The following is a 20480-nucleotide window of genomic DNA, read 5'->3' on the forward strand; positions in this document are numbered from 1 at the left end:
CCCCCCCCCCCCCCCCCCCCCCCCCCCCCCCCCCCCCCCCCCCCCCCCCCCCCCCCCCCCCCCCCCCCCCCCCCCCCCCCCCCCCCCCCCCCCGGTGACGGCGCCCGGCCCGGGGCATGGCCCCGGACCGGGCGTCCGGCATATCGTGACATCAGCAGACGAAACGGTCCTCATGGCGAGGAGGTCGTCATGCTCGATGAGCTGCTGACCGCGGCAGCCGCCACCGGAAGCGCCGGTCTGCTCTATGTCGCCGCCGCGGCGCGGGTCGTCAAGCAGTACGAGCGCGGGGTGGTCTTCCGGCTCGGGCGGCTCGCGGGCCAGGTGCGCGAGCCCGGGTTCACGATGGTGGTGCCGTTCGTGGACCGGCTGCACAAGGTGAACATGCAGATCGTCACCCTGCCGGTGCCCGCCCAGGAGGGCATCACCAGGGACAACGTCACCGTGCGCGTGGACGCGGTCGTGTACTTCAAGGTGGTCGACGCGGCCAACGCGCTCGTCCGGGTCGAGGACTACCGGTTCGCCGTCTCGCAGATGGCCCAGACCTCGCTGCGCTCGATCATCGGCAAGAGCGACCTGGACGATCTGCTGTCCGACCGGGAGAAACTCAACCAGGGCCTGGAGCTGATGATCGACAGCCCGGCCGTCGGCTGGGGCGTCCAGATCGACCGCGTCGAGATCAAGGACGTCTCCCTGCCGGACACGATGAAGCGCTCGATGGCCCGGCAGGCCGAGGCCGACCGGGAACGGCGGGCCCGGGTCATCAACGCCGACGCCGAACTCCAGGCGTCGAAGGTGCTCGCCCAGGCGGCGCGGGAGATGTCCGAGACGCCCGCCGCCCTGCAACTGCGCCTGCTGCAGACGGTCGTGGCGGTGGCCGCCGAGAAGAACTCGACCCTGGTACTGCCGTTCCCCGTGGAGCTCCTGCGGTTCCTGGAGAAGGCCCAGGAGCGGTCCGTCGAGAAGTGACGCGCCGAGCGACACGTCGACCGACGCGTCGACCGGCGCAGCGGCCGGCATGGCGACCGACGCGTCGACCGACGCGTTCTACGCGCGTGGTTCCCGGGACTCCGGTCAGATGATAGACACAGCGGGTCGCAATCCTGTCCGCCAGCAGGAAGGTCACCCCATGTCCGCAACACGACGCCAGGTGCTCGCCCGCACGGGGGCCCTGGGCGCAGGCATCGCCTTCACCGGCGCCCTCTCCGAGCTCTTCGCCGGCACCGCCGCCGCGCAGTCCCCGGGCCACACCGGCTACGGCCCGCTGGTCCCCGACCCCGACGGCCTGCTCGACCTGCCCAGAGGATTCCGCTACCGGGTCCTGTCCCGCGAGGGCGACGAGCTGCGCTCCGGCGAGGGACCGGTCCCGTCCAACCACGACGGCATGGCCGCCTTCGCCGCGCGTTCCCGGGGCCGCCACGGGGGCGGCCCCGGAGGCGTCCACCTCGTCCGCAACCACGAGAACCGCGCCGACGGCAGGATTCCCGTTCCCCCGGTCGAGGGGCTGACGTACGACCCGGAAGGCAAGGGCGGCTGCACCGCCCTGACCCTGGACTCCCGCAACCAAGTCCGTGACGAGCGGGTCGCGATCGCCGGTACGGCGGTGAACTGCGCGGGCGGGCCCACCCCGTGGCACACCTGGCTGACCTGCGAGGAGACCGAGGACAAGGCCGGCACCAACGGCTACACCAAGGACCACGGCTTCATCTTCGAGGTCGACCCGGCCGACCCGCACCGCACCGGCGCGGTGCCGCTGACCGCGATGGGCCGCTTCCAGCACGAGGCGGTCGCCGTGGACCCGCGGCGGGGTGTCGTGTACGAGACGGAGGACGCGTTCGAGCGGCCGTTCGGCCTCTTCTACCGGTTCCTGCCCGAGAAGCCGCTGGGCGGCACGGGCTCGCTGCGGGCCGGCGGACGGCTCCAGGCGATGCGCGTACCGGGCGTACCCGACCTGTCCTCGATCCAGGACACGGGCGCCTGCTTCGACGGCGTCGAGTGGGTGGACGTGCCCGACCCGCTGGCCGCCGGGACGCCCGTCCGGCACCAGGACTTCGGCCGGGGCGGCATCACGCACGCGCAGAAGCTGGAGGGCTGCTACTGGGGCGGGCGCAGCGTCTACTTCGTGTCGTCCTTCGCCCGCAGCGACGACGGGTCGGCGGGCGACCACTACGGGCAGATCTGGCGCTACGACCCCGAGCGGCGCCGGCTGACGCTGGTGATCGTGTTCGGCCCGGACACCGACGTGCGGCTCCCCGGCGAGTCCCCCGACAACATCTGCCTGGCCCCCAGCGGCGGGCTCATGGTCTGCGAGGACGGCAACGGCGCCCAGCACGTCTACGGCGTGACCAGGCGCGGCGAGGTGTACGCGGTGGCCCGCGGCGCCCAGAACATCGGGACGCCGGACGAACCGGAGTGGGGCGAGTTCGCCGGGGTCACCTTCTCCCCCGACGGCGACACGATGTACGTCAACTGCTACACGCCCGGGACGACGTTCGCGGTGACGGGCCCCTGGCGCGGGTAACGGACGACGCGCCCGGCAGCGGCGGGCGCACCGCCCGGTCACTGAAGCCGCGACTACGGGGTACTCGGGGCCGCATGACGGAGAACCCCCAGGTCAACGGCTCGTACTGGCTTCAGACGGCACCGGGCGGTACGCCGCGCCCCGCCCTCGCGGAGGACATCGGCGTCGACGTCGCCGTGATCGGCGCCGGCGTCGCCGGGCTGAGCACCGCCTGGGAACTGGCGCGGGCCGGGCGCAGTGTGGCGGTGCTGGAGGCCGGGCGGGTCGCCGCCGGCGTCACGGGTCACACCAGCGCCAAGCTGACCGCCCAGCACACGCTGATCTACGACAAGCTGCGCCGCACCCGCGGCCCCGAGGGCGCCCGCCTGTACGCCCGCTCGCAGTCCGAGGCGATCGAGCACGCCGCCCGGGTCGTGGCCGAGCTGGGCATCGACTGCGACTGGGAGACCCGCAGCGCGTACACGTACGTCTGCGACGCGGGCCGCGTGGACGAGCTGCGGGCCGAGGCGGCCGCCGCGAAGGAGGCGGGGCTGCCGGCGTCGTTCGTGACGGAGACGGGACTGCCGTTCCCGGTCGCGGGCGCGGTCGAGGTCACCGGGCAGGCCCAGTTCCATCCGCGCAAGTACCTGCTGGCCCTCGCCGACGACCTGGAGGCGCACGGCGGGCGGATCTTCGAGAACACCACCGTCCACGACCTGCACGAGGGCGAGCCGTGCCGCGTGTCGACCGGGGCGGGGGCGACGGTGACGGCCCGGGACGTCGTGGTCGCCACGCACTACCCGATCTTCGACCGGGCGCTGCTGTTCGCCCGCCTCTCCCCGCGCCGGGAACTGGTCGTCGCCGGGAGCATCGAGGCGGACCGCGATGTCGACGGCATGTACATCACGCCGGACGAGAACACCCGCTCGGTCCGAACGGCGCCCCTGACCGACGCGGGCGACGGCTCGGGCCGCCGGCTGCTCGTCGTCACCGGGGAGCACTTCACACCCGGCACGGGCGACACCCGGGAGCGCTTCGACCGCCTGTCCGCCTGGGCCCGCGAGCACTTCCCCGGCGTCGGCCTCACCCACGCCTGGGCCACGCAGGACATCGATCCCACGGACACCGTGCCGATGGTGGGACCGCTGCACCCCGGCGCGCACCACACCTACGTCGCCACCGGCTTCGGCGGCTGGGGACTGAGCGGCGGCATGATGGCGGGCCGGCTGCTCGCCGCGCAGATCGACGGCGAGGAGTGCGCGTGGAGCGGACTGTACGACCCGCGCCGGCTGCGCACGGCGGTGCGTGAGGCGCCGGCGTTCCTCAAGACGCAGGCCGAGGTCGCGCGCCACTTCGTCGGCGACCGGCTGCGTCCCGCGCCGCCGGTGGACGCCCTGCCGCCGGGTGAGGGAGCCGTCGTCCGGGCGGGCGGTGACCGGCTCGCGGTCTACCGGGACGAGGCGGGCGCGCTGCACGCCGTATCGCCGCGCTGCACCCACCTGGGCTGCCTGGTCGACTTCAACGCGGCGGAACGCGCCTGGGAGTGCCCCTGTCACGGCTCCCGCTTCGACACGGACGGAAAGGTGATCGAGGGCCCGGCGACGAAACCGCTGGAGCGCCGGGACATCTGACCCGGGCCGCACCGCCCTGAGCCGTGAGGGTGACCCTTCAGGCACGCCACACCTCATAGTCGTACATTCACAACGGCACACTCATACGTTCGTACGGTGATCACTTTCGTACGACGTGCGGCCGTGCTGTGCGCCCTGGGCACCACCCTCACCGCCTGCGGGACCGCCGAGGCCCCGCAGGCCCGGCGCCCCGCCCCCACCGCGCCCTCCGCCGCCCCGGCCGCGCCCTCCGCGGCCCCGGCCGAGCCGGCCCCGGCCCGGCCTCCGACGCTCGCCCCCGGCCCGGCGGGCCTGACCCCCGTCTTCGAGCACGGTCCGCGCGCGGGCGGCAAGACGGTCGCCCTCACCTTCGACGCCGACATGACCGCCGACCAGGGGGCGCGGGCGGCGGCGGGCGAACGGTTCGACAACCCGCGGCTGATCGCCACCCTGCGGAAGCTGAACGTGCCGGCCACGGTGTTCATGACCGGGCGGTGGGCCGAGGAGTACCCGGACGAGGCCGCGTTCATCGGCCGGGACCCGCGGTTCGAGATCGCGAACCACTCCTACAGCCACTACGCCTACACCGACGACTGCTACGGCCTGCCGACCGTGTCCGAGCGGCGGATGCGGTCGGACGTGGAGCGCGCCTACGCGGCGTTCGAGAAGGCCGGGGTGAGGAACGCGATGCCGTACTTCCGTTTCCCCGGCGGCTGTTACGACGAGGCCGCCCTCGAGGAGCTGGCCGCCACCGGTGTCACCGCCGTGCAGTGGGACGTGGTGAGCGGGGACGCGTTCGCGACGGACGCGGACGCGGTGGCCCGGCAGGTACTGGAGGGGGTGCGGCCGGGGTCCGTCGTCGTCATGCACTGCACCCGCAGCGCCGCCCCGGTCACCGCGGAGGCGGTACGCACGATCGTGCCCGAGCTGCGCCGCCGGGGCTACCGCTTCGTGAAGGTCTCGGAGCTGATCGACGCCGCGAACAGCCGCCGCTGACGGGCCTACCCTGGAGAGATGAGCAGCGACGACGACCCCGGTCCGAACGACTACTGTCTGATCGACGCGACCCGCCCGCCCAAGGCCGACGGCCCGCCGTACGCGGAGTGCGTGCTGTGCCGGGAGCCCACGGAGTACCCCGAGTCGTACAAGGGCATCACCTTCTGCCCGGTCTGCGAATGGCAGGAGGCCCAGCGCACGGCCTGCTCGGGCTGATCCGCGGGCTCGGGCCGTGCCGCCCGCTCAGGCCGGTCTGCGGGAGCTGAGCGCACAGGCCACGGCGGTCGCGGCCGCGGCGACGGCGGCCGCCGCGGCCAGGGGGAACAGGGGCAGCGGCACGGTCCCCGACCGCGAGCCGGTGACCAGACCGCCGACCGCCGCCCGCGCCGGGGAGCCCGACGCCACCAGCGCCGGCAGGGCCGCGAGCAGCAGCGCGAGGACCGCGCGGCCGGGCGAGCGCAGCAGCGGCCAGGTGGTGAGCGCGCCCACGGCGATGCCGAGGAGGGCGCACACCAGCGCGGCGAGCAGTCCCGCGCCGCCGGCCGGCAGCAGGGGTACGCGTCTGCCGTGGCCGGTGCTCACCGGGTCGCTGATCAGCGTGACCACCACGGTCGCGGCCGTACCCAGCACGACCGCGGCGGCGAGCGCCACCAGCACACACGCCAGGTGGGCCCGCGCGGGACCCCGCGCCGCCGACACGCAGGCCCGGGCGGCAGGCGGCTCGCCGGTGACGCAGATCCGCACCAGCCAGGCCGCGACCGGCAGCAGCATGGCCGCCGCCCAGCCCAGCGAGTCGAGCACCGGCTGTCCGCCCTGTACCCCGATGCCGAGGGCGGCGGCGTACAGGACGACGGGCGGGAGCCAGCGCTGGGAGCGCAGCAGCAGGGCGGCCTGGTAGCGGAGCAGAGCGGTCATCGCGGACCTTCCTGGGCGTGCACACTCACCACGTGCCACGGCGGCCTGGCGCTCAGGAGCGTACGCAGCAGGACGTCGGAGTGTGAGGCGGGGACGGTGAGCGCGTAGGAACCGGGGCGGGTCTCCTCGGCAAAGGCGGCGATCCGCAGCGCGTCGGCGGGCAGGCCGCCGGGCGGCCCCTGCGCCCGGACGGCGACCAGCGGACCGGCCGGGGCGCCGGTGTGTCCGGTACGGCGTCGCAGGGTGCCGTCGCGCACGGTGTACGTGGCGTCGGGCGCGCCGGCCAGGCGGCGCGGGTCGTGGTCGACGAAGACGACGGCACCGCCGGACGTCGTGCGCTCGGCGACCGCCCGTTCCAACTCGCCCCGGGCGTCGGCGTCGAGCCCGGTCCAGGCCTCGTCGAGCACGAGCAGCTCCGGTTCGGCGAGCAGGGCCTGCGCCACGGCCACCTTCTGGCTGCTGCCCTTGGACAGCCGGGCCAGCTCGGTGGAGGCGTACCCGGCGGCTCCCAGCCGCTCCAGCCACTGCCCGGCCGCGCGGGCCGCCGCCCGGCGGGACAGCCCGTGCACGGTGCCGAGGTGGGTGAGGTAGGTGACCGCGGTGAAGGGCAGGGTGGGCGGGAAGCGTTCGGGGACGTAGGCCGTGCGCGGCCGGCCGGTGACCCGGCCCTCGGTGGGTGCGTCGATCCCGGCGAGCAGACGCAGCAGGGTCGACTTGCCGGTGCCGTTGGCGCCCTCGACGCGGACGAGGGCGCCGGGCGCCACGCCCAGGTCGACGCCGCGCAGTACCCAGGGGCCGCGCAGACCGTACCGACGGCCCACGCCGTCCAGCCGTAACTCACGTCGCATGGGGTCATCCTCTCGCGCGCCCGGGACTTGGCAGACTGGTGGGCGTGAGCAACGATCCGACGACTCCCGTCCCCGACAGTCCCTTCCGCGCCGAGCCCGGCGACCGCGATCTCGCGCCGCAGTTCGTCCTTCCGCTGGTCGTGCGCATCGAGCGGGCGGCGCCGCCGCCCCGTACCGACGCGCTGGAGACCGCGGCGCGGGCGGTGCTGGTGATGCTCGGCGACGAGCGGTCCACCGGTGACGGCGCGTGGGCGCGGGCGATGCGGGACTGGCAGGACGCGCGCATCCGCAAGGTGGTGCGCCGGGCGCGCGGCGCCGAGTGGCGGCGCGCCGAGGCGCTGCCCGGCATCACGGTCACCGGGAAGACGGCCGAGGTACGGGTCTTCCCGCCGGTCCCCCTGGACGGCTGGCCCAAGGACCTGGCCCGGCTCCAGGTCTCCGGAACCGACCTCGACGACCCGGAGCCGCCGGTCGACGCCGACCTCTCCGCGCCGGTGCTCTGGATGAGCCCCGACCTGGACATGTCGGCCGGCAAGGCGATGGCGCAGGCCGGGCACGGTGCCCAGCTCGCCTGGTGGGAGCTGTCGGACGGTGAGCGGGCGGCGTGGCGCGAGGCGGGCTTCCCGCTGGCGGTGCGCACCGCCGACCCGGCCCGCTGGGGCGGCCTCACCACCAGCGGCCTGCCGGTGGTCCGCGACGCCGGGTACACGGAGATCGCGCCGGGGTCGTGCACGGTGGTGGCGGATCACCCGGCGCTGCGGTAGGCGAGGGCACCGGTCCGCCGGGCGGGGCACGGCGCGCGACCCGGCCGTAATGTGGTGATATGGCACTTCTGATGGAGATCGAATATCCCGGTGTCACCGCCGAGCAGTACGACGAGGTCCAGGACACCGCCGGCACTCGCTCCGGACGCCCCGCCCCCGGCCTGCTCGGCCATGTGGCCGTCGTCACGGCCGACGGCCTGCGTGTGGTGGACGTGTGGGAGTCCAGGGAGGCCCTCGAGGCCTACCTGCCGGTCATCGTCCCCGCCACGAAGGCGGCCGGGTTCCCGGACGCCTCGCCGCGGCTGTCCGAGATCCACAACGTCGTCATCCCCGGCTGACGGCGACCGGGGCCCGGGAGTTCCGAAGCCCGGCGTACGCCGTGGTCGGACCGGCCCCCGGCATCCCCGTTGCCGAGCGGGTGACGAGCCGGCCGGCCGGGCCGCGGTGGCGCCTCGCGCCGCAACTTGGGACGTGCCGGGCCCGTCCACGCGGCCGACACCACCTCGGTGCCGGCCGGTCACCCGTGGGTGCTGCTCAGGCGCGGTCCTCGCCGACGGCCCGGCTCCGCCGGGAACCTCAAATGTTGCTCTGAACATGCCCTCCCCGGGGTTCGGGCCGGGCCCGGCGGGCGATACCCCCGGCATGTGCGCAGGAGGGGAGGGAACCATGCAGCGAACGCCGCGACTGGGAACCGGTATCGGATGGCGTCCGGAGATCGCGGACGTCGTCGAGCGGATGCCCGGCATCGACTGGGTCGAGGCCGTGTCCGAGAACCTCTGCCCCGGGCATCTGCCCGACTCGCTGCTGCGGCTGCGCGAGCGCGGGGTGACCGTCGTGCCGCACGGCGTCTCGCTCGGGCTCGGCGGTGCCGAACGGCCGGACGCGGGACGGCTGACCGCGCTGGCCGAGCGGGCTCAGGCGCTGGGGTCACCGCTGGTCACCGAGCACATCGCGTTCGTCCGGGCGGGCGGGCCGCTGACCGCCTCGCCGCTCCTGGAGGCGGGACACCTGCTGCCCGTGCCGCGCACCCGCGACGCCCTCGACGTGCTGTGCGAGAACGTGCGCATCGCACAGGACGCGCTGCCCGTGCCGCTCGCCGTGGAGAACATCGCCGCTCTCGTCGCCTGGCCCGGCGAGGAGATGACGGAGGGGCAGTTCCTGTACGAGCTGGCCGACCGGACGGGGGTGCGGCTGCTGATCGACGTGGCGAACCTGCACACCAACCATGTCAACCGCGGTGAGGACCCGGCCGAGGCGCTCGCCGGACTGCCGCTGGAGGCCATCGCCTACGTCCATGTCGCGGGCGGCTTCGAGCGGGACGGCGTCTGGCACGACAGTCACGCCCACCCCGTTCCGCAGCCGGTGCTCGACATCCTGACCGACCTCGCCTCGCGCGTGGCGCCGCCGGGGGTACTCCTGGAGCGCGACGAGAACTTCCCCGAGGCGAAGGAGCTGGAGGGCGAGGTGGCGGCGATCCGCGCCGCCGTGGAGAAGGGGCGGGCGTCGGGTACGGCGCTCGCCGGGGGCGGGGCGCCGGCGCCGCACGCCACGCGGGACGTGCCCCGCGCCGGTGACGCCGTACGTCAGCGGCTCGGCCTCGCGCAGGCCGCGCTGCTGTCCGCGCTGGTCGCCGGGACACCCGTGCCCGAGGGGTTCGACCGGGTGCGACTGGGGGTGCAGGCCCGGGCGCTCGCCGGGAAACGGGCGGACGTGGTCGCCAAGGTCGCGCCCGAACTGCCGGTGATCCTCGGTGCGGAGTACCGGCCCGCCTTCCTCGCCTACGCCGAAGGCCGCCCGATGACCGGCGGATACCGGCGCGACGCCCTCGGCTTCGTCGAGCACCTGATGGGCACCGGCCGTCCGCAGGATGCCGATGTGCGGCTGGAGTTGCGGGAGTGGTGGCTGGAGCGCTCGGGGCCGGTGCCGCGGTCGGAGCGCCCGGGGGCCCGGTGGGCCCGTGCGACCAGGCGTGTTCTGCTGCGCCGCTGACCCGAGCACGGCATCGCCGGGACGACGCCAAACGGAACGTCACATACCCACAACACTGCGTCCCGGAATGTGAACAGGGCATGGCGCCCGCGAAAGCCTTTGGCATAGAAGTACGGCATGTTCTGGGTCCTTCTCCTCCTGCCGGCCTGGGCCGTTGCCGGTATCGCTTGTCTGCGGCTGTGTCTGGCGGCGGTGCGCGCCGCGGCCGCCGATCCGGGCGCCGTCGACCGTGAGCACGCGCTGACGCTGTACGAGGCGGCGTTCCTGGCCGGTGGTCCTCGCAGGGTCGCCGACCTGACACTGGTCTCCATGGCACGCCAGCGCCGGCTGCTGCTCGCGCACACCGGCTGGGCGACCGTCGTCGACCCGTGCGGACGGGACGACATGGAACGGTCGGTCATAGGGGCGATAGGACCCGAGGGGCAGTCCCGCATAGCGCCGGTACGGGCCACCGCGGCGTCCGCGGACGCGGTGCGCGGCCTGGCCGAGCGGCTGGTCGGCGCGGGCCTCGCCGTGCCGGACGGCCACCGGGGCGTCGCGGCCGGGGTCCGGGGGGTGCGGGTCGCCGCGGTGACCGTGTGCGCGCTCGGCGTCGCCGCCCAGGCGATGCCGCTTCCCGCGGACCAGCCGCGCCTGCTGATCGCCCTGTGGTTCGCGCTGCCGCTCACCCTGACCCTGGGGTGCCTGGCGATCACACGGATGGAGGTCCACCCGTACTCGCGCTGGGCCTCCCCGGCCGGGCAGCGACTGGTCGGCGCCCTCGTCCGCCACGCCGACGGCACCGCGGACGACCGCACCTACCTCACGTCGGTCGCCGTGCGCGGCGTCCACGCGATCGGCGAACCGGACCTGCGCGCGGCCTTCGCCCACCGCGAGGAGCACCCCGGGGACCACTGGGAGCGCCGGGCCTGACGCACCGGGAGCGGGGGCGTACGGAGGCACTCGAGGCCGACACCCGGGGGCGGTGCTTGCCCTGCCCGGTCGCCGCACCAAACATCCCTTGTGTCACACCGTGCACCGAAGGGATACGCGATGCGGGCTGCCGCCCTCTACTCGGCCAGCGGGTCCTTGCTGCTGGCCACCCTCGCCACCGCCCCGGCGGAGGCGACCGCGGGGACGTCGTCCGGGTCCGCCGAGGCGCGCGGCACCGCCGTGGCCGCCCAGCGGGCGGCGGCCGCCGGCATCTCGTTCGGCAGGTGCCCCGAGGCGGAGGACCTGCCGGGCAGCATGCGCTGCGGCACGGTCACCGTGCCCCTCGACTACGCGCACCCCGACGGGAAGCGGATCCGGCTCACCGTCAGCCGCGTGCGGGCCACCCGCGAGGACCCCGACAACAGCACCCGCGAGGTGCCCGGGCAGGGCGCGCTGGTCTACAACCCGGGCGGTCCGGGCGCCTCGGGGCTGCACTTCCCGCTGGTGGGCATGGTGCCCGAGTGGAAGCGGATCGCGGCGGCGTACGACCTCGTCGGGTACGCCCCGCGCGGGGTCGCGCCCTCCGCGCCGCTGTCCTGCCAGGACCCCGCCGACTTCGTCGAGGGGCCCCGGCCGGCGCCGACGCAGCCCTCGGCCGCGTACAAGAAGCGGCGCGCCGCCGAGGCCGAGGCGTACGCGCGCGGCTGCGCCGAACGGGCCGGGGAGGCGCTGCGGCACTACCACTCGCTCAACAACGCCCGTGACCTGGAGGTCGTACGGGCCGCGCTGGGCGAGGAGAGGCTCACGTTCATGGGCGCGTCGTACGGCACCTATCTCGGGGCGCTGTACGCCGAGCTGTTCCCGGCGCACGTGCGGCGGATGGTGTTCGACTCGGTGGTGAACCCGGACCCCGGACAGATCTGGTACCGCAACAACCTCGACCAGTCGGCGGCCTTCGAGGTCCGCTGGTCGGACTTCAAGGCGTGGATCGCCGCGCACGACGCCGTGTACGGGCTCGGGGACACGCCGCAGGAGGTGCAGCACCGCTACGAGGAGGCGAGCAGGCGGCTGGCGGCGGAGCCCGCGGGCGGGACGGTGGGCCCCGCGCAGTTGCAGAGCGCGCTCCTGCGGGCCGGGTACTACGACGACTACTGGCCGCACCGCGCCGAGGCGCTGTCGGCGTATCTGAAGGGGGATCCGCGGCCGCTGATCGACCAGGCGGGTACGCGGACCGAGGAGGAGACGGCCGGGGCGGAGAACTCCAGCTCCGTGTACACGGCCGTCGAGTGCAACGACGCGCCCTGGCCGACCGACTTCGCGGTCTGGGACCGGGACAACACGCGGCTGGCACGCCGGGCGCCGTTCGAGACGTGGGACAACGTGTGGACGAACCTGCCGTGCGCCTACTGGCGGGCGCCCCGGCAGCGCCCCCTCGACGTGCGCACCGGGCCGGGCGAGCTGCCGCCGACGCTGATCCTGGCCGCCGAGCGGGACGCGGCCACTCCGTACGGCGGCGCGCTGGAGCTGCGCGGGCGGCTGTCGGGCTCGGTGCTGGTGACCGAGCGGGGCGCCGGGACGCACGGCGTCGCGGGCGGCCCGAACGCCTGCGTCAACGGCCACCTGGAGGCGTACCTGCTGGACGGCGGCCTCCCGGCGCGGGACACGTCGTGCGCCCCGCGCCCGGAACCGGAGCCGAGGCCCGCGACCGGGCCGGTGCCGCAGCCGGAGCAGGCCGCGGCGCCGACGGTTTGATCAGGCGAGCCCGGCCACCAGCTCACCGATGTCCTTGCGGCGCCCCGTGTAGAACGGGACCTCCTCGCGGACGTGCATCCGGGCCTCGGAGCCGCGCAGGTGGCGCATGAGGTCGACGATGCGGTGCAGTTCGTCGGCCTCGAAGGCGAGGATCCACTCGTAGTCGCCGAGGGAGAAGGAGGCGACCGTGTTGGCGCGCACGTCCGGGTAGCCGCGGGCCATCTTGCCGTGGTCGGCGAGCATCCGGCGGCGGTCCTCGTCGGGCAGCAGGTACCAGTCGTAGGACCGCACGAACGGGTAGACGCTGATGTAGTCGCGCGGCGTCTCGTCCGCGAGGAACGCCGGGATGTGCGCACGGTTGAACTCGGCGGGGCGGTGCAGCGCCATGTTCGACCAGACCGGCTCCAGCGCACGGCCGAGCCTGGTGCGGCGGAAGAGGTTGTACGCCTCCTGGAGCTGGTCGGCGGTCTCGGCGTGCCACCAGATCATGAGGTCGGCGTCGGCGCGCAGACCGGACACGTCGTACGTGCCGCGGATCGTCACGTCCTTGGCGGCGAGCTGGTCGAACAGCTCCTGGACCTCGTCGGCGTAGCCCGCACGGTCCTCGGGCAGCACGTCCTTGAGCTTGAAGACGGACCAGAGGGTGTAGCGGATGACCTCGTTGAGGTCCTTGGCCAGCTTGCCCTTGTTGGGGATCCGGTCGGCAGCGGGGGTGGAGGCGTCGTCACTCATGGCCCTATTCTCCCGCTCCGCCGTGCAGGCTCTGCACCGGGTGGGCGGTGAGCCGCTCCACACCGCGCGGGTCACCCCGTAGCCGGTCCACGGCCGCGTACGCGCTCGCGATGCTCGCCGGGATGCCGACGCCGTCGTAGGCCGCGCCGCACACCGCGAGGCCCGGGAGCTTCGCGACGTGTTCGCGGACGCGGGCCACGCGCGCGTGGTGGCCGACGGGGTACTGGGGCAGACCGTCCTGCCAGCGGGTGACGCGGGTGGCGACGGGTTCGGCGGTGAGGCCGGTGGCCTCCGCGAGGTCGCGCCGGGAGACCGCCACGAGGCCGTCGTCGTCGCGGCCGAGGATCTCCGTCTCGCCGTACCGGCCGACGGAGGTGCGCAGGACGACCAGGTCCGGGTCCTCTTCGGCGATCCAGCCCCACTTGCGGGAGGCGAAGGTGGCCGCCTTGATGGTGCGCCCGTCGACCGGCGGCACGAGGAAGCCGCTGCCCTCGGGGAGCGCGGCGGCGTCGGCGCGGCGGTAGGCGAGGGAGATCAGGGCCATGGAGGCGTACTCCACGGCGGACAGCTCGGCCGCGGCGGCGGGGACTTCGGCGCGCAGCAGTTCGGCGGCGGGGCGGGCGGGGACCGCGACGACGACCGCGTCGGCGTGCAGCACCCGGTCGCCCGCGGTGATCCGCCAGCCGTCCGGGGCGGTGCGGCGCAGCTCCGTCACGGGCGCGTGGGTGACGATCTCGCCGCCCCGCGCGCGCACCGACTCCGCGACCGCGAGGGGGAGGGTGCCGATGCCGCCCTCGATGCCCATGAAGACCGGGCCGCTCGGCGGGGAGGTGGCCGTCCGGCCCTGGAGGGCGCGGACCGCCTCGGTGAGCGAGGTGTGGGTGCGGGCGGCCTCGAAGAGCTGGGGCACGGCCGAGCGCAGCGAGATGCGGTACGCGTCGCCGGCGTAGACGCCGCCCAGCAGCGGTTCGACGAGGCGGTCGACGACCTCGCGGCCGAGGCGCGCCGCCACGTACTCCCCCACCGCCACGTCGTCGCCGACCTCGGTGCGGGGCAGTCCGGCGTCGCGCTCGATGCGGGCGAGGCCCTCGTCGGAGAGGACGCCGGTCAGGGCGGCGGCGGTGCCGGGGACGCCCATGACGTGGCCCTTGGGCATGGGGCGCAGGGCGCCGCGGGTCCACAGGGAGGCCGACGCGGTGGAGGGGGGCTGGAGGCGGTCGGCGAGGCCGGCCTCGCGGGCGAGGCCGACGGCCTCGGGGCGGCGGGCCAGCATCGACTCGGCGCCGAGGTCGACGCGTACGCCGGCGATCTCGCCGGGCAGCAGCTTGCCGCCGACGCGGTCGGAGGCCTCCAGTACGGTCACCCGGGTGCCGCGCTCCAGCAGCCGGTGGGCGGCGGCCAGTCCGGCGATTCCGGCTCCTACGACGACGACATGCCCCGTCTCCGGGGGGATCCCACCCGCGGGGCTCTCACTTGCGCACATGCCCCCAGCGTCTCAGAACGCACGGACACCGCCAGGGGGCCGGGTGGCCCCGCTCGTGTGCCACAGGTCCCGAAGGCGCGCCGCGAGGCCCGCGCAGGCCGGCGCAGGTCCCGCGAGTCCGGACCGTGACCTCTTCGGAACCGTTCCGCGTCGGCGTCCGCCCCTTCGCCCGCGTCGGAGGAGCGTCAGCCGTCACGACCCTCGGGGGTACCCGCCATGCACGTACGCCGCACAGCACCACGACCGGTACGCCGTACCGCACCGCCCGCCCGCGCCCTGGCCGGCCTGCTGCTGGCCGCGGCCCTCGCCCTCACCGGCTGCTCCGAGGCGGGCGGCGGCTCCGACTCCGGCAGCGCCGCCAAGGAGGCCGCCGCGCCCCAGGAGGACTCAGGCGCGAACGGCCGGGCCGGTGCCGCGGGCGGCGGGGCCGACGGCGCGAAAGCGACCGCGCCGCCGGAGCTCGCCCCGGCCCACGTCATCCGCACCGCCTCCCTGACCGTGCGGGTCAAGGACGCCCCGAAGGCCCTCGAAGCGGCCCGCACCGCGACCGCGAACGCGGGCGGTTACGTCGGCGACGAGACCACCACCAGGGACGACGAGGGCCACGAGCGGACCGAGGTCGTACTGCGCGTCCCCCTGGAGCGCTACGAGGAGGTGCTCGACGAGCTGGAGGGCGCCGGGAAGCTCCTCGAACGCAGGTCGAAGGCCGAGGACGTCACCGAGCAGGTCGTGGACGTGGAGAGCCGCGTCACCTCGCAGCGCGCCAGTGTGGCCCGGATCCGCGAGCTGATGGACCGGGCGACGAAACTGAGCGACGTGGTGACACTGGAGGGCGAGCTGAGCAGCCGTCAGGCGGAGCTGGAGGCGCTGCTCGCCCGGCAGGCGGCCCTCGAGGACCGTACGAGCCTGGCCACCATCACCCTCTCCCTGTCCGAGACGCCGGTGGAGCGGGCGGCGAAGGACGACGACCCCGGGTTCACGGACGCGCTGGCCGGCGGCTGGGACGCCTTCGTGACGATGCTGCGCTGGGTGGCGGTGGCCCTCGGCGCGGTGCTGCCGTTCGCCGCGGTGGCGGCGCTGCTCGTGCTGCTGTGGCTGCGGGTGGTACGGCCCCGGCTGCCGCGCCGCCCGGCACCGGTGCCCGGGACGGCCCCCTCCGCCGCGTCCGTCCCGCTGCCGACGGCCCGTCCGGCGCCCGAGGCCACGCGCCGGGACGCCGCGCACGGCGACGAGCCCGGCGGGCGGGACTGAAATGCCCCGCCCCCGTAGCGTGTTCGCATGGACATGAGCACTGCGGGCGGCACGAGGGACACGAAGGCTCCGAAGGAGCGACTGGTCGTGATCGGCGGTGACGCCGCGGGGATGTCCGCGGCGTCCCAGGCACGCCGGCTGAAGGGCCCGGACGAGCTGGAGATCGTGGCGTTCGAGCGCGGCCACTTCAGTTCGTTCTCGGCGTGCGGCATCCCGTACTGGGTCGGCGGCGACGTGGCCGACCGGGACCGGCTGATCGCCAGGACGCCCGAGGAGCACCGCGCCCGTGACATCGACCTGCGGATGCGGACCGAGGTCACGGAGATCGACGTCGCCGGCGGGCGGGTACGCGCGCGTGACGTCGATTCCGGGGCCGAGTCCTGGACGTCGTACGACAAGCTCGTGATCGGGACCGGCGCCCGCCCGATCCGCCCCGACCTGCCGGGCATCGACGCGCCGGGCGTGCACGGGGTGCAGACGCTGGACGACGGGCAGGCGCTGCTCGACACGCTGGCACGCACGCGTGGCAGGCGCGCGGTGGTCGTCGGCGCCGGATACATCGGCGTGGAGATGGCCGAGGCGCTCATCAACCGCGGCTACGAGGTGACGGTCGTCAACCGCGGCCGGGAGCCGATGTCCACGCTCGACCCGGACATGGGCCGCATGGTGCACGAGGCCATGGAGGGTCTCGGCATCACCATGGTGAACGGCGCCGAGGTCACCAAGGTGCTCACCGGGGACGACGGCCGGGTCCGGGCGGTGGCCACCGAGGACGCCGAGTTCCCCGCGGACGTGGTGGTGCTCGGCATCGGCGTACGCCCCGAGACCGCGCTCGCCGGGGCCGCCGGTCTACCGCTCGGCGTCCACGGCGGACTCCTGACCGACCTGGGCATGCGGGTGCGCGGGCACGAGAACATCTGGGCGGGCGGCGACTGCGTGGAGGTGCTCGACCTGGTCTCCGGGCAGGAGCGGCACATCCCGCTCGGCACACACGCCAACAAGCACGGCCAGGTCATCGGTACCAACGCGGGCGGCGGCTACGCCACGTTCCCGGGCGTGGTCGGCACGGCGGTCAGCAAGGTCTGCGACCTGGAGATCGCGCGGACCGGACTGCGCGAGAAGGACGCGCTGCGGGCCGGGCTGCGGTTCGTGACGGCCACCATCGAGTCCACCAGCCGTGCCGGCTACTACCCGGGCGCCTCCCCCATGACGGTGAAGATGCTCGCCGAGCAGCGCACCGGCCGGCTGCTCGGCGTCCAGATCGTCGGCCGCGAGGGCGCGGGCAAGCGGGTCGACATCGCCGCGGTGGCCCTCACGGCCGGGATGACGGTGGAGCAGATGACGGCCCTCGACCTGGGGTACGCGCCGCCCTTCTCACCGGTGTGGGACCCCGTGCTGGTGGCCGCCCGCAAGGCGGCGAAGGCGGTGGGGCGGCAGGCCTGAGGGGGCTTCAGGCCTGAGGCCGCTTCAGGCCTGAAGCGGCAGGCATGAGGAGACAGGCCACGCCGTCCCGTCGGTCCGGTCGAAGACGCCTCAGCGTGCGGTCTGCGTGTGCACGTACTCCACGAGGCGGGTCAGCGCGTCCGGGTCGGTGGCGGGCAGGACGCCGTGGCCGAGGTTGAAGACGTGGCCCTCCAGGCCCGCCGCCGCGTCGAGGACCTCGCGGGTCTTGGCCTCGACCGCCTGCGGGGTGGCGAAGAGGACGGCGGGGTCCAGGTTGCCCTGGAGCGCCTTGCCGGGGCCGACACGGCGGGCGGCCTCGTCCATCGGGACGCGCCAGTCGACGCCGACGACGTCCGCGCCGGCCTCGCCCAGGAGGCCGAGGAGCTCACCGGTGCCGACGCCGAAGTGGATGCGCGGCACGCCGTACCCGGCGACGGCCTCGAAGACCTTGCTCGAGGCGGGCATCACCGAGCGGCGGTAGTCCGCGGGCGAGAGGGCGCCCACCCAGGAGTCGAAGAGCTGGACCGCGCTCGCGCCCGCCTCGATCTGCACCTTGAGGAAGGCGGCCGTGATGTCGGCGAGCCGGTCCAGGAGGTCGGCCCACAGCTGCGGGTCGCCGTACATGAGGGCCTTGGTGTGCTCGTGGTTGCGGGACGGGCCGCCCTCCACGAGGTAGCTCGCGAGGGTGAACGGCGCGCCCGCGAAGCCGATCAGCGGGGTGGCGCCGAGCTCGCGGGTGAGCAGGCCGTACGCCTCGGTGACGTAGGAGACGTCCTCGGGGGTCAGGTCGCGCAGGCGTGCCAGGTCCGCGCGGGTGCGGATGGGGTTCTCGATCACCGGGCCGACGCCCGGCTTGATGTCGAGGTCGATGCCGATGGCCTTGAGCGGGACCACGATGTCGCTGAAGTAGATCGCCGCGTCCACGCCGTGCCGGCGCACCGGCTGAAGGGTGATCTCGGCGACCAGTTCCGGCCGCATGCAGGACTCGAGCATCGGGATGCCCTCGCGCACCTTGAGGTACTCCGGCAGTGAGCGCCCTGCCTGCCGCATGAACCACACGGGGGTGTGCGGCACCGGCTCGCGCCTGCACGCCTTGAGGAACGCGGAGTCGTACGTGGCGGTCGGCTGCTTGCCCGCGGGGCTCTGGTTGGCACTCACACCGGCAAGTCTCGCATGTCGCCCCGACAGCGCCCGACCACGGGGTGTGGCCGCGCGCGGACGGCGTGGGGGCGTCCGCGCGCGGCCGCCCGACACCACGTGATCCGGACATCGCGCCCGCACGCGGGTGTCCCTCCCTGCGCCGGGGCGCGGTTCCCCTTAATCTTCCCCGCATGGCTGCGGCTCAGGGACGACTGTCGGACGGCGCTGGCGGAATGGACGAACCGAAGGGCACCGAGGAGGAGGGCCGGCATACGGGGAACACGGCACCGCCGGCCTTCACGGCCGCCGTCGAGGCACTCAGGGCCGCGCGGCTGCGGCCGCAGATCGAGGTGGAGGCGACCCGCGCACCGCAGCGGCTCGCCCCGTACGCGTACGCGCTGGAGGCCGCGGTCGTCGACGGCGACGACGACCTGGCGGACGGGCGCCTCGTGCTGCTGCACGACCCGGCCGGGCACGACGCCTGGCGGGGCACCTTCCGGCTGGTGACGCTGGTCCGCGCCGAACTGGAGCCGGAGATGGCCGCCGATCCGCTGCTGCCGGACGTGTGCTGGTCCTGGCTCACCGGCGCCCTGCAGGCGCGCGGGCTGGCGTACGGGGAGCCCAGCGGCACGGTCACGCGCGCGAGCTCCCACTACTTCGGGGGGCTCTCGGCGCGCCCGTCCGCCTCCCAGATCGAGATCCGGGCGTCCTGGACTCCGCGCGAGGGGCTGGGCGGTGTCCCGGACACCGCGACGCACCTCGCCTCGTGGTGCGATCTGCTGGCCCAGGTCGCGGGTCTTCCGCCGGCCGCGCCGGGCGACGCTTCGATCGTGACGCTGCCGCAGCGACGCGGCCCGCAGTCACGCTGAGCGATTCCCGGTCCCCGCCTGCTTTCTCCGTTCGGCCGTTCTCCACCGTTCTCCGTTCCCCCGCGCCCCACCTTTCTCCCTCTCCCTCTCCCTTTGCCGCTCTCCGCCCTCCGCCCTCCGGGTCCTCGTCCGGCCCGGGAAACGTTCCGTCACTTTGTCGACACGGCCACTTTCGGACCCGTATCGACAAAGTGCGGAACCGTTCGATCTTCGAATGATCGACCGCGTGTCCGAATTGCTCGGATTGTTACTCACCAGATCGTGATCATTCTCTAAAGGCGAACGGGTTCGGTGCCGAAGACGACTGTGACCTTGAAAGCACGGTTCGTCCCGGCTTCACCCCCACGAGCCGGCCCCGTCCCGCCCCCCAGGAGGCCTGGTGTCCGTTCTCCTCGAGCAGCCTGCAAGCCTGGTCGCCTACCGCCCGAACAAGCCGACCGCCATGGTGGTCGTGGCCGACCCGCGCGTCCGTTCCACCGTCACCCGCCACCTGTGGGCGCTCGGTGTACGCGATGTCATCGAGGCCTCGTCCGTCGCGGAGGCTCGTCCCCGCATCGGCAACCCCCGCGACATCTGTGTCGCAGACGTCCATCTCCCCGACGGCTCCGGCCTGACCCTGCTGTCCGAGACCCGCGCCGCGGGCTGGCCCAACGGCCTCGCCCTGTCCGCCGCCGACGACATCGGCGCCGTACGCAACGCCCTCGCCGGCGGCGTGAAGGGCTACGTCGTCACCGGCACCCGCACCAACGTCGGGCTCCCCACCCGGCCGGGGGCCGCCCCCATCGGCGCCGCCGCCGCACGCCTGCACCGCCGCCCCCCGGGTGCCCCGAGCCACCCGGGCGGCTACCGCGAGCTCTCCGGCCGCGAGGTGGAGGTACTGCGACTGGTCGCGGAGGGCCAGTCGAACAAGGCGATCGGCGTCTCGATGGGCCTGTCCGCCCTGACCGTCAAGAGCCACCTGGCCCGCATCGCCCGCAAGCTCGGCACGGGCGACCGCGCCGGAATGGTCGCCGTGGCCCTGCGCACGGGCATCATCCACTGACCGCTCCCGAACCCGCCGCCTCCCGAACCCGACCGTTCGCCTCCGGCCTCCCCCCACTCCTCTCCCACGCCCTCCGAAGCCCTCCCCCGTACTCCCCTCGCAGCGGGTCTTTCACCGACCTGACTGGTTTACGACCCCCCGGGGGGGGGGGGGGGGGGGGGGGGGGGGGGGGGGGGGGGGGGGGGGGAGGGGGGGGGGGGGGGGGGGGGAAGGGGGGAGGGAGGGGGGGGGAGGGGT

At 74.5% G+C, this 20480-nt stretch carries 19 protein-coding genes; 14 read left to right on the plus strand and 5 right to left on the minus strand.

Translation table 11 applies throughout. From position 1 onward, the window contains the following. The first annotated feature begins 189 nt into the window (after nucleotides 1–189). The 5 genes from ACZ7G3_RS11720 (at nucleotide 190) to ACZ7G3_RS11740 (ending at nucleotide 5319) form a co-directional block, all read left to right on the plus strand. Entirely contained in the window at nucleotides 190–966 is a 777-nt protein-coding gene (locus ACZ7G3_RS11720) for a slipin family protein (protein WP_470924967.1), read from the plus strand. A gap of 160 nt (nucleotides 967–1126) precedes the next feature. Next, on the plus strand, nucleotides 1127–2518 hold the full coding sequence (locus ACZ7G3_RS11725) for an alkaline phosphatase PhoX (RefSeq protein ID WP_470924969.1): 1392 nt from the start codon (nucleotides 1127–1129) through the stop codon (nucleotides 2516–2518). A gap of 74 nt (nucleotides 2519–2592) precedes the next feature. Next, complete coding sequence (locus ACZ7G3_RS11730) at nucleotides 2593–4128, plus strand: FAD-dependent oxidoreductase (RefSeq protein ID WP_470924971.1); 1536 nt, start codon at nucleotides 2593–2595, stop codon at nucleotides 4126–4128. A gap of 96 nt (nucleotides 4129–4224) precedes the next feature. Further along, nucleotides 4225–5103: a polysaccharide deacetylase family protein gene (locus ACZ7G3_RS11735; RefSeq protein ID WP_470924973.1), complete on the plus strand. Its 879-nt coding sequence runs from the start codon at nucleotides 4225–4227 to the stop codon at nucleotides 5101–5103. Between the two features lie 18 nt (nucleotides 5104–5121). After that, nucleotides 5122–5319, plus strand: coding sequence for a hypothetical protein (locus ACZ7G3_RS11740; protein ID WP_279564478.1), 198 nt, complete (start codon nucleotides 5122–5124; stop codon nucleotides 5317–5319). A gap of 27 nt (nucleotides 5320–5346) precedes the next feature. Here the strand turns inward: ACZ7G3_RS11740 and ACZ7G3_RS11745 are convergent, their stop codons facing one another. Both ACZ7G3_RS11745 and ACZ7G3_RS11750 read right to left on the minus strand, forming a co-directional pair. Further along, entirely contained in the window at nucleotides 5347–6018 is a 672-nt protein-coding gene (locus tag ACZ7G3_RS11745; protein ID WP_470924975.1) for an ABC transporter, read from the minus strand. Then, nucleotides 6015–6866, minus strand: a complete 852-nt coding sequence (locus tag ACZ7G3_RS11750) for an ABC transporter ATP-binding protein (RefSeq protein ID WP_470924977.1) — start codon at nucleotides 6864–6866, stop codon at nucleotides 6015–6017. Before ACZ7G3_RS11750 ends, ACZ7G3_RS11745 begins: the two co-directional genes overlap by 4 nt. A 44-nt stretch (nucleotides 6867–6910) precedes the next feature. Here ACZ7G3_RS11750 and ACZ7G3_RS11755 point away from each other — a divergent pair, with 44 nt between their 5' ends. The 5 genes from ACZ7G3_RS11755 to ACZ7G3_RS11775 all read left to right on the plus strand — a co-directional run bounded on the left by ACZ7G3_RS11755 (nucleotide 6911) and on the right by ACZ7G3_RS11775 (nucleotide 12283). Continuing rightward, nucleotides 6911–7630 carry a peptidyl-tRNA hydrolase gene (locus ACZ7G3_RS11755; protein ID WP_426602548.1) on the plus strand — a complete coding sequence of 240 codons (720 nt, stop codon included), beginning with the start codon at nucleotides 6911–6913 and terminating at the stop codon, nucleotides 7628–7630. Nucleotides 7631–7689: 59 nt separating this feature from the next. Then, complete coding sequence (locus tag ACZ7G3_RS11760; protein ID WP_470924979.1) at nucleotides 7690–7968, plus strand: hypothetical protein; 279 nt, start codon at nucleotides 7690–7692, stop codon at nucleotides 7966–7968. Between the two features lie 328 nt (nucleotides 7969–8296). Beyond that, nucleotides 8297–9619, plus strand: coding sequence for an MbnB/TglH/ChrH family RiPP precursor modification enzyme (locus ACZ7G3_RS11765; RefSeq protein ID WP_470924981.1), 1323 nt, complete (start codon nucleotides 8297–8299; stop codon nucleotides 9617–9619). Nucleotides 9620–9736: 117 nt separating this feature from the next. Beyond that, complete coding sequence (locus tag ACZ7G3_RS11770; protein ID WP_470924983.1) at nucleotides 9737–10531, plus strand: TIGR04222 domain-containing membrane protein; 795 nt, start codon at nucleotides 9737–9739, stop codon at nucleotides 10529–10531. Between the two features lie 120 nt (nucleotides 10532–10651). Continuing rightward, nucleotides 10652–12283 carry an alpha/beta hydrolase gene (locus ACZ7G3_RS11775; RefSeq protein WP_470924985.1) on the plus strand — a complete coding sequence of 544 codons (1632 nt, stop codon included), beginning with the start codon at nucleotides 10652–10654 and terminating at the stop codon, nucleotides 12281–12283. Here ACZ7G3_RS11775 and hemQ read toward each other — a convergent pair whose 3' ends face one another. Both hemQ and hemG read right to left on the minus strand, forming a co-directional pair. Continuing rightward, a complete protein-coding gene (hemQ, locus tag ACZ7G3_RS11780) occupies nucleotides 12284–13015 on the minus strand; it encodes a hydrogen peroxide-dependent heme synthase (protein ID WP_426525141.1) in 732 nt (243 codons plus the stop codon). A gap of 4 nt (nucleotides 13016–13019) precedes the next feature. Then, complete coding sequence (gene hemG / locus ACZ7G3_RS11785; protein WP_470924987.1) at nucleotides 13020–14498, minus strand: protoporphyrinogen oxidase; 1479 nt, start codon at nucleotides 14496–14498, stop codon at nucleotides 13020–13022. 216 nt (nucleotides 14499–14714) lie between these two features. Here hemG and ACZ7G3_RS11790 point away from each other — a divergent pair, with 216 nt between their 5' ends. Together ACZ7G3_RS11790 and ACZ7G3_RS11795 are read left to right on the plus strand one after the other, a co-directional pair. Beyond that, nucleotides 14715–15749, plus strand: a complete 1035-nt coding sequence (locus ACZ7G3_RS11790; RefSeq protein ID WP_470924989.1) for a DUF4349 domain-containing protein — start codon at nucleotides 14715–14717, stop codon at nucleotides 15747–15749. 27 nt (nucleotides 15750–15776) lie between these two features. Continuing rightward, a complete protein-coding gene (locus ACZ7G3_RS11795; RefSeq protein WP_426602533.1) occupies nucleotides 15777–17192 on the plus strand; it encodes an FAD-dependent oxidoreductase in 1416 nt (471 codons plus the stop codon). A gap of 90 nt (nucleotides 17193–17282) precedes the next feature. On the opposite strand, the gene hemE is transcribed toward ACZ7G3_RS11795, so the two are convergent. After that, nucleotides 17283–18350, minus strand: a complete 1068-nt coding sequence (gene hemE / locus ACZ7G3_RS11800; RefSeq protein ID WP_426602531.1) for a uroporphyrinogen decarboxylase — start codon at nucleotides 18348–18350, stop codon at nucleotides 17283–17285. 173 nt (nucleotides 18351–18523) lie between these two features. Here hemE and ACZ7G3_RS11805 point away from each other — a divergent pair, with 173 nt between their 5' ends. Together ACZ7G3_RS11805 and ACZ7G3_RS11810 are read left to right on the plus strand one after the other, a co-directional pair. Further along, the gene (locus tag ACZ7G3_RS11805; RefSeq protein ID WP_426602529.1) at nucleotides 18524–19201 is read left to right on the plus strand and encodes a DUF3000 domain-containing protein; all 678 of its coding nucleotides are present in this window, start codon (nucleotides 18524–18526) and stop codon (nucleotides 19199–19201) included. Nucleotides 19202–19580: 379 nt separating this feature from the next. After that, nucleotides 19581–20243, plus strand: a complete 663-nt coding sequence (locus ACZ7G3_RS11810; RefSeq protein ID WP_003972894.1) for a response regulator transcription factor — start codon at nucleotides 19581–19583, stop codon at nucleotides 20241–20243. Nucleotides 20244–20480: the final 237 nt, after the last annotated feature.

The organism is Streptomyces sp. NPDC037271 (assembly GCF_055603605.1).